Genomic DNA, 15508 nt, shown 5'->3' on the forward strand with positions numbered 1-15508 from the left:
TGTCCAGTAATTAGGCCAGACGTATGACCATGGCACTTGCACCACCTCCGCCGTTGCAAATTCCTGCAGCACCAATTTTACCGTTATTTTGTTGTAAAACATTCATTAATGTAACAATAATACGTGCCCCTGAACATCCTAAGGGGTGACCCAGTGATACCGCTCCACCGTGCACATTTACTTTTTCAGGGTCCAGGTCCAATAATTTGATATTCGCCAAGCCCACAACAGAAAATGCTTCATTCAATTCATAATAATCAACCTGTTTCGCGTCAATTCCAGCATTTGAAAGTGCCTTGGGTAATGCTTTTGCGGGGGCAGTTGTAAACCATTCCGGCTCTTGAGAAGCATCTGCATATCCATCGATGATAGCAACAGCTTCTATACCTAGTTCCTTCGCTTTTTCCCGGCTCATAATGACCAATGCAGCCGCTCCATCATTTAAAGTAGATGCGTTGGCAGCGGTCACCGTGCCATCCTTCGAAAATGCAGGACGCAGGTTAGGTACTTTCTCAAGTTTTACATTTTTAAATTCTTCATCCTCGCTCATAATTACAGGTTCGCCTCTCCTTTGAGGAATTTCCACGGGGATCACTTCATTGTTGAATTTTCCAGATTCCCAGGCCGCCGCTGATCTTTTGTACGATTCGATGGCAAATTTATCCTGATCTTCTCTAGAAAACTCATACTTTTCAGCGCAGGCATCTCCACAGGTACCCATATGTTTGCCGTCATAAACGTTGACCAATCCATCTTTTAACAAGCCGTCTTCAATTTGAATATTTCCAAATTTTTGACCTTTTCGACCCTGCATATAATGGGGGATCATACTCATGTTTTCCATTCCACCGGCAACAACGATGTCAGCATCACCACATTTAATAGATTGAGCTGCAAAGGCAATTGCTTTCATTCCTGAGGCACATACCTTATTAATAGTCGTGCAAGGCACAGTATCAGGAATTCCTGCAAATAGAGCAGCCTGTTTAGCAGGCGCCTGTCCCACACCTGCCTGAACCACATTTCCCATAAATACTTCATCTACTTCAGAGGGGGCAAGATCAACTTTTTGCAGAGCAGCTTTAATGGCTGCCGCGCCTAACTTGCTCGCTGAAACCTCTGAGAGGCTACCTAAAAAACTGCCAATGGGTGTTCTAACAGCAGAAACTATAACAACTTCTTTCATGTTCAAATAGATTAAATGGAAACTATGATGTTTGCGTACATTTTTTATGATTAATGACTATTGCGAAAGTAAATAATTTTAGTGAGATTCCTCTTGGATGGGATAAAGAAAAATGATCGTCAACGTATCTGTTTAAATGGAAATTTGAGATTTGACCTTTCGTTTTATGACTATTTTTATTTATCTCAGTATTAGTAGTTGTATAAGTTCTTTAAAAAACTGAGTTTTGAAGTATAATTTTTTACATTTGAAACTGTAATTCAATTGCATGAAGGATTTTTTAAACAAATACTACCAAAATCACGCCCTGGTCTATAAAATTATTCTGTTTATAGCCATAACCGTTACTATTGTATACTTGTTTCCAAAGGGAGGACAATTCAAGTATAATATTCAAAAAGGTAAGCCCTGGCAATATGAAAACTTATATGCCCCCTTTGATTTTGCCATTTTAAAGACAGATGAGGATGTTGCAAAAGAGATTGAAGAAATTGAAGGTAATAAGAAATTGTTTTTTACGATCAAAGAGGATGTCTATCAGCAAGTTGAGGAGCAATATATGTCAAAAATTCTGCTGATTCAAGAGGATTCGGCGGCGACAGGCCTTGGTAAAAACCGGATAAAAACATTCGGGCAGCGTTTTCTAAAAACGGTCTATCAGGAGGGTTTTCTGAATAAATCAGATAATGACAAGGTGGCAAAGAATACCATCGTCTCCCTGAGAAGGGGTAATGAGGTGGAGGATATCCTATCGGATAAATTATTTACAACGGAAATGTTGGTTCCGGCGATCCAAAAGTATTTTAATAACACAAGGTATCAACGCTTAGAACAAAATTTCACCACCTTGTTTTTTGAAATTTTAGAGCCCAATATTTTTTATGATGAAGCATTTACCCAGAAAGTCATAGATGAGGAGGTAAAAAATATAACGGTGAATAAGGGACTGGTCACAGAGAATGAAAGAATAATCGCTAAAGGTGATGTAGTTGAAGGGGCTAAATATGAGATACTAATGTCTCTAAAGAACGAGTATGATTCACAATTGTGGAGTAAATCAAATTACAATTGGATCGTTTTTGGCTATACCATTTTAGTCGCACTTGTTCTCTTGATGTTGATGCTTTTTTTACAGCGTTATCGTAAGAATATATGGGAAAATAACACCAAACTAACCTTTATTTTCTTTAATATTATCCTCATTGTTTTCTTGGTCACTATTGTACAGAAATACTGGGTGAACTATATCTATGTGGTGCCCATCATTATACTGCCTATTATTTTTAAAGCTTTTTTTGATGCGAGGTTAGGTTTGTTTGCGCACGTTGTAACAGTATTGATTCTTGGGTTTATAGTTCCCAATAGTTTTGAGTTTATCTTTTTACAGATCATTGCTGGGATCGTCACGATTCTTACTGTTTCAGAATTGCACAGAAGAGCGAATTTGTTTTTTTCCATCATAAAAATTACAGGTGTTTATATCCTGGCATATCTGGCTTTTTCTATTATTCAGGAAGGGAATGCCCAACAACTTAAATGGGGTTATTTTGTCATGTTTTCTTTAAACGGTGTTTTGTCGTTCTTGTCTCTGTTTTTAATTTTAATTTATGAAAAGACCTTTAATCTGGTATCCGATGTCTCTCTGCTTGAATTATCAAACACGAATTCGAAATTGTTGCGTGAGCTCAATGAAAAAGCACCGGGAACATTTCAGCATTCAATGCAGGTAGCCAATTTGGCGGAAGCCTCGGCCAATGAGATCGGAGCCAATGCCATGCTCGTGCGAACAGGTGCCTTATACCATGATATTGGTAAAATGGTCAATCCAATGTATTTTATTGAAAATCAAACAACAAGTGTAAATCCTCACAATGAATTACCACCTCATGATTCGGCTAATATCATCATTGATCATGTTTTAAAGGGAATAGAAATTGCCAAGAAAAACCGCTTGCCGGATCGGATCATAGATTTTATCAGAACCCATCATGGTACCAGCATGGTGTATTATTTTTACAAGAAACAGAACGATATTACTCCTGATCAGGTCAATCCAAAGGATTATACGTATCCGGGTCCGATTCCATTTTCGAAGGAAACAGCGATTTTAATGATGTGCGATGCCTGTGAAGCGGCTTCTAAAAGTATCAAGGATCCAACGGCTATGTTAATTGACGATCTGGTTGAAAAGATTATTAATGGGCAGATGAGTAAAGGACAATACATGAATTCAGATATCACCTTTAAAGAAATTCAAACCATTAAGAAGGTAATTAAGAAAAAGCTTAACAATATTTACCACCTTCGAATTGAATACCCGGAATAATTTAATAAATCACTTAATAGATAAAGGATGCATAAGTTAAAATTAAGAGTTTTAATGGGAATTACGGTGGTCTTCCATAGTGTTGCCCTCGCACAGATGAATGAGATAGCGGCAGATACCATGATCGTTACAAATCATAGTACAACCATCAAAGGGCAACGAATAAGTTATTCAGCAACCACAGGAACACAGCCAGTCTGGGACGAGGAAGGAAAGGCAATTGCAACGCTGCACTATACCTATTATAAGAGAGACAATGCCGGCGATCTGGCAAAACGTCCTTTGGTAATTTCATTTAACGGCGGTCCGGGATCGGCTTCAGTCTGGATGCATGTAGCTTATACGGGGCCTAAAGTTTTGAATATAGATGAGGAAGGGTTTCCACAACAGCCTTATGGGGTTCATGAAAACGAAAGTTCCATATTGGATGTAGCAGATATTGTTTATGTAAACCCAGTAAATACGGGCTATTCAAGAACGATACCCATGGCAGGAGAAGAGGTAAAGAAGGAAACTTTTTTCGGTATTAATGCCGATATCAAATACCTGGCTTCCTGGCTGAATACCTTTGTAAACAGACAAAACAGGTGGTTATCGCCTAAATTCCTAATAGGAGAGAGCTATGGCGGAACTCGAGTGTCTGGATTGGCTCTGGAGCTTCAGGAAAAGCAGTGGATGTATTTAAATGGTGTGATATTGGTTTCTCCAGCCGATTATAAGTACTTTCAATCAGATCCCGCAATTTCCTCGGCCTTAAATTTACCTTATTTTACGGCTGCGGCCTGGTATCATAAAATGTTACCACAAGCACTACAGCAGAAAGATTTGCTTGAAGTCTTACCGGAATCAGAGGAATATGCGGTGAACCAATTGATGCCTGCTATTGCCAAAGGAGGGGCTTTAGAGGTGGAAGAAAAGAAGGCAGTTGCCAAAAAAATGTCTTATTATTCTGGATTGTCAGAAAAGTCAATTCTGGAGCATAACCTGAACGTTCCGACCCGTTTTTTTTGGAAAGAACTGTTGAGGGATGCCTCGGGAAATACCATTGGCAGACTTGATTCCAGGTATTTGGGAATAGATAAAAAACTGGCAGGAAGCAGTCCTGATTACAACGCTGAATTAACATCCTGGCTGCATTCTTTTACACCTGCAATCAATTATTATATGCGTAATGAATTGAATTTTAAAACGGATATAAAGTATCAGATGTTTGGAAATGTGCATCCCTGGGACCGAAGGGATAACAATACAAGAGAACAGCTGCGACAGGCCATGGCAGCGAATCCTTATTTAAATGTATTGTTTCAATCTGGTTATTACGACGGAGCAACTACTTATTTTAATGCAAAATATACTATGTGGCAAATGGATCCCAGTGGTGCGCTTCAAGACCGCATGAGTTTTAAAGGCTATCGCAGTGGCCATATGATGTATTTACGTAAAGAGGATCTTGAATCAGCCAATCAGGATATTCGGGATTTTATTGAAAAATCCTCTCCTAACGGAAAATCTGCTAAGTATTAATTTATTGAGCAAGCCTTCAGCCTGGGCTCCATAAAACTGGGATGAACTAACTGATGTCTGGTTTGATTTGGGATGGTTATTTTTAATGCATCATTTTTTTTATATTTAAACCTTTGTAAACTAGTGATATGAGAAATACATTAATTGGAGTTTTGGTGGTATGCCTTATTTGCATTGGATGCGAGACGGAGAAACCGAAGGAGTTGCTCCAGGATCCGATGGAGGTGAGAATGGAGTTTACACAGTTAATGGAAGAATTTTACGATGGCAGCATGGCATTAGATCCATTAAAAGCCACTTCGGTCGGAGATCATCGGTTTGATGATGAATTTCCGGAATATTTATCAAAATCGTATAAAGACAGTAGCATTGCTTTTTACAAAAGTGTAAGAAAGAAGGTTTTGACTTTCGATAACCAGTATCTTAGGCCGAAGGATACGATCAGTAAATCCATTTTATTATGGGAATGTGATATTCAACTGGAGTCCTTAAAATTCCGTAGCGAATTATTTCCCCTGGATCAGATGTGGTCAAGGAATTTTATAATGGGACAGTTTGCCAGTGGCCAGGGAGCTCAGCCTTTTAACACAGTTGAAGATTATCAAAAATGGCTTAATAGGTTGGATGGTTTTATTCTTTGGTTGGGAGCTGCTGAAAAAAGAATGAAAGAAGGTGCCAGTCTTAGATTTGTTTTACCAAGCTCGCTTATTATTAAAGTGGTTCCTCAGTTAAAGGCGATGTGCGTTACCAAGGTTGAAGATCACTTATTCTACAGCCCGATAAAGAACTTTCCTGCTTCTTTTTCCAAAGAAGAAAAGGATCAGTTAACGCAAGAATATTCAGCAATGTTAACTGATAAGTTAATTCCTGCATTTACCCGACTTCATGATTACGTCAGTACCGACTATTTAAATGAGGGTAGAAATTCAAGTGGCATTGATGCGTTGCCCAATGGAGCCGATTATTATAAAGTTGCCATTAAAAAATACACCACTACAAATCTCAATGCGAATGAGATTCATCAGATCGGCTTGGATGAAGTGGCGAGGATAAGCTCAGAAATGAATCAGATGAAGGACACCTTGGGTTTTGAAGGTAGTTTGATTGAGTTTTTTGATCATGTCAGGAATTCCAAAGAACTGATGCCTTATACGAAGCCCCAACAGGTTATTGACCATTTCAATCGCATTCATCAACAAATGAGTCCTCAATTAAAAAAAATGTTCAGGGAGAAGCCAAAAACAAAATTTGTCGTAAAACGTACAGAGGCATTTAGAGAAGCTTCGGCAAGTGCTCAATATACCTTAGGGTCTCTGAAAGAGAACAGGCCGGGTATTTTTTATATTCCTATTCCAGATGTGAGCTCCTATAACATTCTAAGTGATGAATCATTGTTTTTACATGAAGCCATACCAGGGCATCATTATCAGGTTGCCTTAACACAGGAGAATGATTCCCTTCCTGTATTTAGAAAAAACCTACGGTTAAGTGCTTATGGAGAAGGTTGGGCCTTGTATGCTGAATCGCTTGGGAAGGAGCTTGGTTTATATACTGATCCTTATCAATATTTTGGGATGTTGACAGGAGAAATGCACAGAGCCGTGCGATTGGTTGTTGATACTGGTCTGCATTCAAAAGGTTGGACAAGGGAACAGGCAATCCAATATTCTATGGATCATGAATCTCTTACTAAAGCAATATTAACCAGTGAAGTGGAGCGATATATGGCAAATCCGGGTCAGGCACTGTCTTATAAAATCGGACAATTAAAAATACTTGAATTAAGGAGTCTTGCAGAAAAGGAATTGGGTGATCAATTCGATATTAAAGAATTTCATGCTATAATTCTCAATAAAGGATGTCTTCCTCTCAAGATTCTGGAGGATTGTATCATTCAATGGATTAAAAATGTAAAAGAACCAGCAGACTCATGACGCCCGCACCTATAAAAACCATTAGGATACTTTTGCCAATCCTGTTGGTATGTCTGTTTGTGCAGGGACAAGACAGTTACGAAGTAAGTGAAGAACACCCATTTGGACAGGCGAATCCTGAAGCTCCGCAACAAATTAAAGATTTTGAAAAATTGATCGGACTTTGTGATTGTTTGTCTGAATCAAGAAACCAGGATAAATCATGGAACGCACCGGTGAAAATGACCTGGAAGTTTAAATATATCATGAATGGTATGGGGGTTCAGGATGAAACGATCAAAGAAGATAATACTTATTCAGGAAGTATCCGACAATTTGATCCTGACAGTAAGAAGTGGTACGTACATTATTATTCTCACCCAAAGATCTCAAAGCAACTTTCGGTGTGGGTCGGTGAGAAAACAGAGCAGGGGGATATCGTGTTGTACAAAGATAGTACGGCCCCAAATGGAACAGAAGGTTTTTACAGACTTACCTTTTATGATATTGCCGATGACGGCTTTAAATGGGTGGGAGAGTGGACAGATACATCAGAAATGATTGTGTATCCAACCTGGAAAATTTCCTGTAAAAAACGACTTTGATTTGTAGCTATTGTCAATAACCTTACTTATTTAATATTCTCATAATTAATGAGCTATCTGTTGATAATTTAAGAATGATTCAATAAAATTGAATTTTTTTCGTTTATAGATTGCGTGTTTTGATGTAGGATTTATTTCTTGAATTAAACTTCAAAATGATTCAAAATCAAAAAAAATGTGAAGAATGGAGCGAACTGTGTTAATGTTTTTGCAGTTTCCACGATTTTTTATATTTTTCCACGTCTTTAGAACAGTAACAAAATTTATATGAAAAGGAGTGTTAATATTAAGTATTTCCTACTTATTATTTTCTTTGTGTTTAACAGTTTTAGTGTGTCTACGTCTATACGCGACAAAGCAGTCGTTGATAAAGAAGCCACGCTCAACAGAGATATGCCATTGGCCTACTATCCTGAAGAAAGCACATTGAAGGTACATAAAAAACTGGATTCACTTTTTGCCCGTTTTAATAAAAGATATGATTTTCACGGAAGTGTGCTAGTTGCGCAGAAAGGAAAGGTTATTTTTAAAAATCATTATGGGTATGCGGATTTCAAACAGAGATCTAAAATTGATGATACTTCCATATTTCAATTAGCATCTGTCAGCAAACAATTTACTGCAGCAGCGATTTTAATATTGTATGAAGACAATAAACTAGGCTTAGACGATAAAGTCACGAAGTATTACCCCAATTTTCCTTATGAGGAAGTGACTATAAGACAATTGTTAAACCACACTTCTGGATTACCTAAGTACTTTTGGCTGGCAGAACATAAATGGATGGAAGACCATGCCCCTTCAAATGAAGAAATGATGGAAATGATCGGCAAGCACGATGTACAGCGTTTCTTTAGTCCTGGTGCAAATTTTGATTATTCCAATACAGGTTATTTTGTATTGGCATCAATTGTTGAGAAAGTGTCAGGTGATTATTTCGGAGATTTTGTAGACAATCATATTTTTAAACCTTTACATATGGATGACAGCTTTGTGTATCGTTATGAACAAGACGAACCAAAGGAAGGTCAATTGGATGGTTTCAGAATTTACAGAAGAAGATATCATGCGAAAATAGGGGGGACTGTCAATGATGCTATAGTAGGAGATAAAAATGTATATTCTACAACTGAAGACATGTTCAGATGGGTAGAAGGATTAAATGCAGGCAGAATTATTTCAAAAAGTACCCTGGAAGAAATGTATTCCAAAGGTGAGACTAAATACAGTAGAAAAGTGCCTTATGGCTTCGGATTCAGAATTAAGGAAGATGCTGATAAAAAGATTGTTTACCACAACGGAAGATGGAATGGTTTCAGCACCTCTCTTATGCAATACACGGAGGATGAATTGGTCGTCATAACCTTAGAACATTCAAGTTATAATTCGATGAAGTCACTAAATCAGAAGGTTAAAGCTATCGTGGACCAAAACTTTAACCCTTCTTTAAATTAGAGTACTTATTCTTATATTTCGATAGATGTTTCTATCTGTTTGTTAAGAATATCTTCAATGGTTTCCCGTTCTCTTATTAAGTAGTCTTTGCCCTTGTACACCAATACTTCCGCCGGTCGGTAGCGTGAGTTGTAGTTTGAGGCCATGGAATAGCAATAGGCACCGGCATTTTTAAAACTTAGAATATCTCCTTCTTTTATTTCACAGATCTGGCGGTTTGTTCCAAATGTATCCGTTTCACATATATATCCAACAACCGTATAGAATCGTTTTTTACCCTTAGGATTGGATATGTTTTCAATATGGTGGTAAGAATCATAAAACATGGGTCTTATCAAATGGTTTAAGCCACTGTCAATACTGGCAAATACGGTAGAGGTTGTTTGCTTTACTACATTGACATTTGCTAAAAATTGTCCAGCTTCAGACACGAGAAATTTCCCGGGCTCGAACATTAGGGTAAGGTCGCGACCAAATTCTTTGCAAAAATCGTTGAATCTTTTGGATAATTTTTCTCCCAACTCTTCAATGTCTGTTTGTATATCTCCTTCTTTATAAGGTACCTTGAAACCACTGCCGAAATCTATATACTGCAAATCTTTAAATGAAGCAGCCACATTAAACAATATTTCAGTGGCCCTTAGAAATGCATCAATATCATAGATGTCAGAACCCGTATGCATATGAACTCCGGTGATGTGCATGCCTGTATTCTCAACCACTCTGTGAATATGTGGCAACTGATGAATGGAGATTCCAAATTTAGAATCTATATGGCCTACAGATATTTTCTTATTTCCACCAGCCATTACATGAGGATTCATTCTGATGCAAACAGGAGCCTCAGGATATTTTTGACCAAACTGTTCTAAAATAGAGATATTGTCAATATTGATTTGAACTCCAAGATTCATGGCCTGTTCGATTTCATCCAAAGAAACTCCATTTGGGGTGAAGATGATGTCCTGTGGATCAAACCCGGCCTTCAATCCCAATTGCACTTCCTGAACAGAAACAGTATCAAGTCCGGCATTCAGCGATTTAAATATTTTAAGAATACTGATATTGGATAAAGCCTTTGTGGCGTAATTAATTTTCAAATTTTTGACAGTTGAAAAGGCATTTGTCAATTTGTTGTATTGCGAAATTATCTTTTCGGCATCATAAACATACAGAGGGCTTTCATATTTAGCCGTCAATGATCTTAGAAATTTATGGGTCATGCTATACTATTTTAAGAAGGCAAATGTAGCATACTGTTATCATTATCAAAATTTTTAATAAATAATAACAGATCGCTGTATTCCGTGAAATTTTATGACAACACTATTTAAGGGCTGTTAATTCTGCAATTTTTACAATAACCTGTGCTGCTTTGACCATAGATTCAACAGGGACATATTCATACCGTCCGTGAAAATTATGCCCTCCTGCAAAAATGTTTGGGCATGGCAGGCCTTTATAAGATAGTTGGGAACCATCTGTACCGCCTCTAATAGCTTTAATCAGCGGTTTGATACCAATCTCTTTCATCGCTTGTTCTGCCACATCAACAATATGCATCACAGGCTCTACCTTTTCACGCATATTGAAATATTGATCTTTTATTGAAATTTCAATAGCCTCCATTCCCAAGGTTTCATTGAGATCATTTGCGACTTGCAGCATCTGTTTTTTTCTTTTTTCATATAGATCCATATCATGATCCCTGATAATGTATTCAAGGCTTGTTTCCTCTACTGAACCTTTTATGTCAGTAAGGTGAAAAAAGCCTTCATAGCCTTCAGTTTCCTGAGGAATTTCATGCTGAGGCAGGGCGGCAATAAACTGGTTGGCAATCAACATGGAATTAATCATTTTTCCCTTGGCATATCCCGGATGAACAATTTTTCCTTTTACGGTAACGACAGCTCCGGCAGCATTGAAATTTTCATATTCTAATTCTCCAACCTGACTTCCATCCATGGTGTAGGCCCATTCGGCATTGAATTTTTCAACGTCAAATTTGTGGGCTCCCAAACCAATTTCCTCATCTGGTGTAAATCCAATCCTGATAGCACCATGTTTAATTTCAGGGTGGGCAATCAGATACTCCATTGCCGTTACAATCTCTGCAATACCTGCCTTATCATCAGCACCTAAAAGGGTTGTTCCATCAGTTGTAATTAAGGTCTGCCCTTTGTACAATAGTAAATCATCAAAATAAGAAGGTGAAAGTACAATGTTCTGTTCTTTGTTTAGAACAATGTCCTCTCCATTGTAATTCTCATGAATCTGTGGTTTTACATTGGTGGCCGTATAATCCGGACTGGTGTCAAAATGAGAAATAAAACCTATTACCGGAACGCTGTGTTCAACATTGCTGGGCAAGGTGGCCATGATATAGGCATGTTCGTCAATACTTACATCCTGTAATCCAATTTGTTTTAATTCCTCCACAAGGAAGTTGGCTAGATCCCATTGTTTTTCAGTACTGGGGGTGCTTGAGCTGCTTGGGTCAGATTGAGTGTCAAAACTGACGTATTTTAGAAATCGTTCCTTGATATGTTCCATGATCGAGAATTTTCTCAAAAATAATTATTCTCATACATATAGGCACAAAAAAAGATGGTTATTGCTAACAATCTTCTCTTTTACGATAACAGGCTTATTAAGGTTTTGGACAAACCTTAATTTGACTTATGAAGTAACTCGCTTCATACCATTGAATATTATCGATGGTATAGCTCGAAGTATTCAGGGAATTCAATGAAACAGTATAGTTTTCGGGATGAATCGACTCTTGACCGTCCTTGTCGATCGGATAGGCGGTTTTCCCCACATAGAAATGAAAACTTTCGATCATCAGATCAGGATTGATCAAACGAAGGGTTATACTGGCATAGGGTATTCCATCGCCTCCCGAAATATGAACATTAAGCGTACCCACTTCCATGCTGTTTGTTATGTCACACTGAAAGGCACTGGCAAAGACGGGGTAGGTATATGTAAATCCAACCGGTTCCGTGTGCGCTTCATTCACGCCGACATAATTACTCCATCCCCAACGACTGAAATCCTCATAAAAACAAATTGAATTTCCCGGAGCTCTTTTATCAAAGGCAAAGGCATCCATGCATCCGTTTTCATTCACCACCTCATTCTCAGGATCATTTTCAGTGGTATCCTGACTATCTGCATTGATAGAATCCTCATCCTTTTCACTTGTATCGTTCAAGTTGTTTTCTTCACAATCGATCTTACAAAAATCAAGATACCAGCCCCACCTGTTGCCATCAAAACTGTGATCTCCAAAACCGAAAGCTGTCTCTTTATCAGTTTCTTCAGCATCATCAACCTTTACAACAACAGCATGTGTAATTACTGAAAAGCAAGGATCTAAAGCCTCTAAGGAGATTTCATAGGAGTATTCATCCAGCAGATCATGACTTTCCTGATAAGGGAAGTTGCCTATTTTAGGATTTCCACTATTGGTAAAAGGAGCTTTATGGATGTCGCCAACAAAAAGATGCGATTCTTCGAGTTTCCATTCAGTTGATGATACGTCATAGGTGACGGTCAATGTCTCACTACCTTGTTTGACAATGATTTCACCAACCTTGGTGTCCTGGCCGGCAAAAAGATCTTTTATCTGTATATTATCACAATCACTTTTATCCGTTTTTTCCTGATCAAAAAGTAAAATGTTTAACGGATCATTGGATTTGTCTGTTATTCCGTTTTCAGAATTTTGATAGAGACCAGATTGATCTTCTTGTTCACATGAATAGACAATTAGGAACAATAAAATCAAACCAGCAACAATACTAGTTTTCTTTTTCATAACAATGTTTTATTAAGGGTAGGAGAGAATAAAACAACTCATAGCATTAATAAAACGAAAAATCAGACAGATTATTTTAATCCAGAAAAGCGAGCTTGTTAAAAATACTGAATGAGGCGCATATGCGTTCGCTCACATACTCATCACCATATATCTTGGAAGTAAACACATAGTATTCATCTACTTTGTGCTGAACATAAACTTCTAAATAATGCCAGTTCAAATCATCTCCCTTTCCTGTTGCTATGTGGTAGTAGGCCGGATTGCCCAGATATTCACCAAAGCCAGATTTAACGGGTACTAATTTTAGGTTTCGTTCTGCATTCTGGGCAACTCTAATTTCAAAATCCTTGTTTAAAACAAGTTCCCCCTGTCGCCAGGCCATATCTAAAATAAAGGTTTCTCTGAGTGTTTTTGTAGTATCAGCAGTGTAAAGTGCTGATTGATATTCATCATAATAAAGTTCTGTCTTCCAGCTACTTGGTATGTCTACTTCAAAATGACCAAGGACGTCTTTGTAGTTTTTAGTTTGGGTATAACTTGAAGGAGTATCACATTCAAACTCTCTTTCAAATTTGCTTGTTTCACAAGCAACCAGTAGCAGTGTTAAAAGAAGAAGGGAGAAAGTATATTTCATTATTTAATCTATTTTTATCTTAATTATTTGTTCATGAGTTGACAACCAGGCGGTTTTCTCATCGACAAATTCCAGGCTATAAAAGCCATCATTTTTAACTTTAGTCCAGGAACTGCCGGCATCTTTTGAAAGATATATTCCTTCGGTTGAAACAGCCATGATCTGTTTTCCTTTCGTTTCCGGGATATATTGTACGCTGCTAATATAGCCAGGTAATTCATTTTTAGCAATTAGACTCCATGTTCTTCCACCGTCTTTTGTAACGGCCTTTGTGGCTTCTGAATTGTGTTTATCCTCCCAATTACCACCCATAATGATCCCTTTTTGACCATTATAAAAAGCACTTGTGAAAATTCCTGTCATTTTACCCCCCTGTATTACCGGCGTTTTAAATACGTCCCAGGAGGCGCCGTATTGATCAGATTTAAATACACGCGCGGCTTTCCCACCGGTAACAATCCAGGCGGTGTCTCCTATGGTTGAAATATTGCTGTTACTGGCAGCAAAGGCTGCTTCTCCCTCAATGACGGGAGGTAGTTTGTCGCAAGGAACTTTTTGCCAGGTTTTACCGGCATCTTTTGTAAGCAATACGGACAAGCAATTATCTGTTGGATCTCCCATCGCGATCCCATGCTTTTTGTCATAAAACTTCAGAGAGTCATAAAACACTTTTTCATGGGATTCCTCATAAACCAATTCAAATGATCCTAAAGGTTCATTCGGATCAATTCTATACAATAGGGCCGGATTTTCGATGCTTAGGAGAAATATAAATTCCCCATTATAGGCGATGGACCTAAATTGAGGATATACTCCCTGATGACTGATGGAGTCTATTTGAATTTGTTCATTGATTATTTTTCCATACCTGCCATTTGAACCGGCAAACCATAGCGTGCTTTCATCAATTGATTCAATGGCTCTTATACTGATGCCCGGTAAGTCGAATGTGGCAGTAACATTTAAAGTCGTTGTTTTCTGTGCCTTCAATGGCGATAGTATACATAAAAACAAGGCAGTAAAAAGGATACTTTTTTTCATTTAAAACAGCTAAGATTTTTTCAAAAGTAATTTTTTTATATTTATCACCCTATAATAAAAAAAATAAATGAAGGCATTGGTTATTTCAGGAGGTGGGAGCAAAGGAGCGTTTGCTGGAGGAATAGCTCAATATCTTATCAAAGAGCAGAAGAAAGATTATGATATTTTCGTCGGGACATCAACAGGGAGTCTGATGCTGACGCATCTGGCTTTGGGGAAGGTGGAGGAATTGAAGCAAATTTATTCGAATGTTGATCAAGGCACTATTTTTAGCAATTGTCCATTTAAAATCAAGAAGTATAAGGGGCACACCACCGTTGGGATCAATCACTTTAATACCATCAAAAATTTTTTAAAAGGGAGTAAGACTTTTGGAGAAAGTCTGCATTTGAAAAATATGATTGACAAAACCGTTAAAGATAATTACCTGAGAAAGGTAAAGGATCAAGGCAAAAAATTATTGGTCACTGTTTCTAACCTGACCTTGAACCAGGTGGAGTTCAAGAGCCTCGAGGAGCATAGTTTTGATGATTTCAGGGATTATATCTGGGCCTCCAGTAATTTTGTCCCTTTTATGAGTTTACTGGTCAAGAACAATTATGAATATGCTGATGGGGGTTTTGCAAATTTAGTACCGATCCAGGAGGCAATCAGGCAAGGAGCTACTGAGATTGATGCCATTATTTTGGAAACAGAAGTCACGCAGCTCAACAGAATGCCTTCTAAGAATCCTTTTAGTTTGATCACGAACCTTTTTAATTATATGCAGATTCATATTGAAAAGTATAATATTTCTATCGGTAAACTTGCTGCAGAACATAAAAATGTCAAATTGAATCTGTATTACACGCCAATGGTACTTACCACAAACACCTTGGTTTTCGAGAAAGATAAAATGCGCAAATGGTGGAAGCAAGGCTATAGCTATGCCAGTCAAAAGGAAAACTAAATTATTTTGAATTTCTCTATTGAATTTTTAAAATATATGTTTACATTTG

General features: G+C 37.8%; 12 protein-coding genes. 6 read left to right on the top strand and 6 right to left on the bottom strand.

The genetic code is table 11. The annotated features are described in order from the left end of the window. Positions 1 to 10 precede the first annotated feature (10 nt). On the bottom strand, positions 11 to 1186 hold the full coding sequence (locus ACR2MV_RS16170) for an acetyl-CoA C-acyltransferase (RefSeq protein ID WP_434023296.1): 1176 nt from the start codon (positions 1184 to 1186) through the stop codon (positions 11 to 13). 268 nt (positions 1187 to 1454) lie between these two features. On the opposite strand from ACR2MV_RS16170, the gene ACR2MV_RS16175 reads away from it, so the two are divergent. The 5 genes from ACR2MV_RS16175 (at position 1455) to ACR2MV_RS16195 (ending at position 9009) form a co-directional block, all read left to right on the top strand. Next, on the top strand, positions 1455 to 3512 hold the full coding sequence (locus tag ACR2MV_RS16175) for an HD family phosphohydrolase (protein ID WP_434023298.1): 2058 nt from the start codon (positions 1455 to 1457) through the stop codon (positions 3510 to 3512). A gap of 27 nt (positions 3513 to 3539) precedes the next feature. Further along, positions 3540 to 5036: a S10 family peptidase gene (locus ACR2MV_RS16180; protein ID WP_434023299.1), complete on the top strand. Its 1497-nt coding sequence runs from the start codon at positions 3540 to 3542 to the stop codon at positions 5034 to 5036. 128 nt (positions 5037 to 5164) lie between these two features. Further along, positions 5165 to 6970 (top strand): DUF885 domain-containing protein, encoded by a 1806-nt coding sequence (locus tag ACR2MV_RS16185; protein ID WP_434023300.1) that lies wholly within the window; start codon positions 5165 to 5167, stop codon positions 6968 to 6970. After that, positions 6967 to 7554 (top strand): hypothetical protein, encoded by a 588-nt coding sequence (locus tag ACR2MV_RS16190; protein WP_434023301.1) that lies wholly within the window; start codon positions 6967 to 6969, stop codon positions 7552 to 7554. The genes ACR2MV_RS16185 and ACR2MV_RS16190 overlap by 4 nt, the downstream gene beginning before the upstream one ends. Before the next feature lie 333 nt (positions 7555 to 7887). Then, positions 7888 to 9009: a serine hydrolase domain-containing protein gene (locus ACR2MV_RS16195; protein ID WP_434023302.1), complete on the top strand. Its 1122-nt coding sequence runs from the start codon at positions 7888 to 7890 to the stop codon at positions 9007 to 9009. 11 nt (positions 9010 to 9020) lie between these two features. On the opposite strand, the gene lysA is transcribed toward ACR2MV_RS16195, so the two are convergent. The 5 genes from lysA to ACR2MV_RS16220 all read right to left on the bottom strand — a co-directional run bounded on the left by lysA (position 9021) and on the right by ACR2MV_RS16220 (position 14510). Next, entirely contained in the window at positions 9021 to 10232 is a 1212-nt protein-coding gene (lysA, locus tag ACR2MV_RS16200; RefSeq protein WP_434023304.1) for a diaminopimelate decarboxylase, read from the bottom strand. A gap of 103 nt (positions 10233 to 10335) precedes the next feature. Next, entirely contained in the window at positions 10336 to 11562 is a 1227-nt protein-coding gene (gene pepT / locus ACR2MV_RS16205) for a peptidase T (protein WP_434023306.1), read from the bottom strand. Between the two features lie 97 nt (positions 11563 to 11659). Next, positions 11660 to 12832 carry a hypothetical protein gene (locus tag ACR2MV_RS16210; RefSeq protein ID WP_434023308.1) on the bottom strand — a complete coding sequence of 391 codons (1173 nt, stop codon included), beginning with the start codon at positions 12830 to 12832 and terminating at the stop codon, positions 11660 to 11662. Between the two features lie 76 nt (positions 12833 to 12908). Continuing rightward, entirely contained in the window at positions 12909 to 13469 is a 561-nt protein-coding gene (locus ACR2MV_RS16215; RefSeq protein WP_434023310.1) for a hypothetical protein, read from the bottom strand. 3 nt (positions 13470 to 13472) lie between these two features. Beyond that, positions 13473 to 14510 (bottom strand): oxidoreductase, encoded by a 1038-nt coding sequence (locus ACR2MV_RS16220; protein WP_434023312.1) that lies wholly within the window; start codon positions 14508 to 14510, stop codon positions 13473 to 13475. A 67-nt stretch (positions 14511 to 14577) separates the two neighbouring features. On the opposite strand from ACR2MV_RS16220, the gene ACR2MV_RS16225 reads away from it, so the two are divergent. Then, positions 14578 to 15459: a patatin-like phospholipase family protein gene (locus tag ACR2MV_RS16225; RefSeq protein WP_434023314.1), complete on the top strand. Its 882-nt coding sequence runs from the start codon at positions 14578 to 14580 to the stop codon at positions 15457 to 15459. Positions 15460 to 15508 lie beyond the last annotated feature (49 nt).

Source organism: Lutimonas sp. (assembly GCF_051011215.1).
Lineage (GTDB): Bacteria > Bacteroidota > Bacteroidia > Flavobacteriales > Flavobacteriaceae > Lutimonas.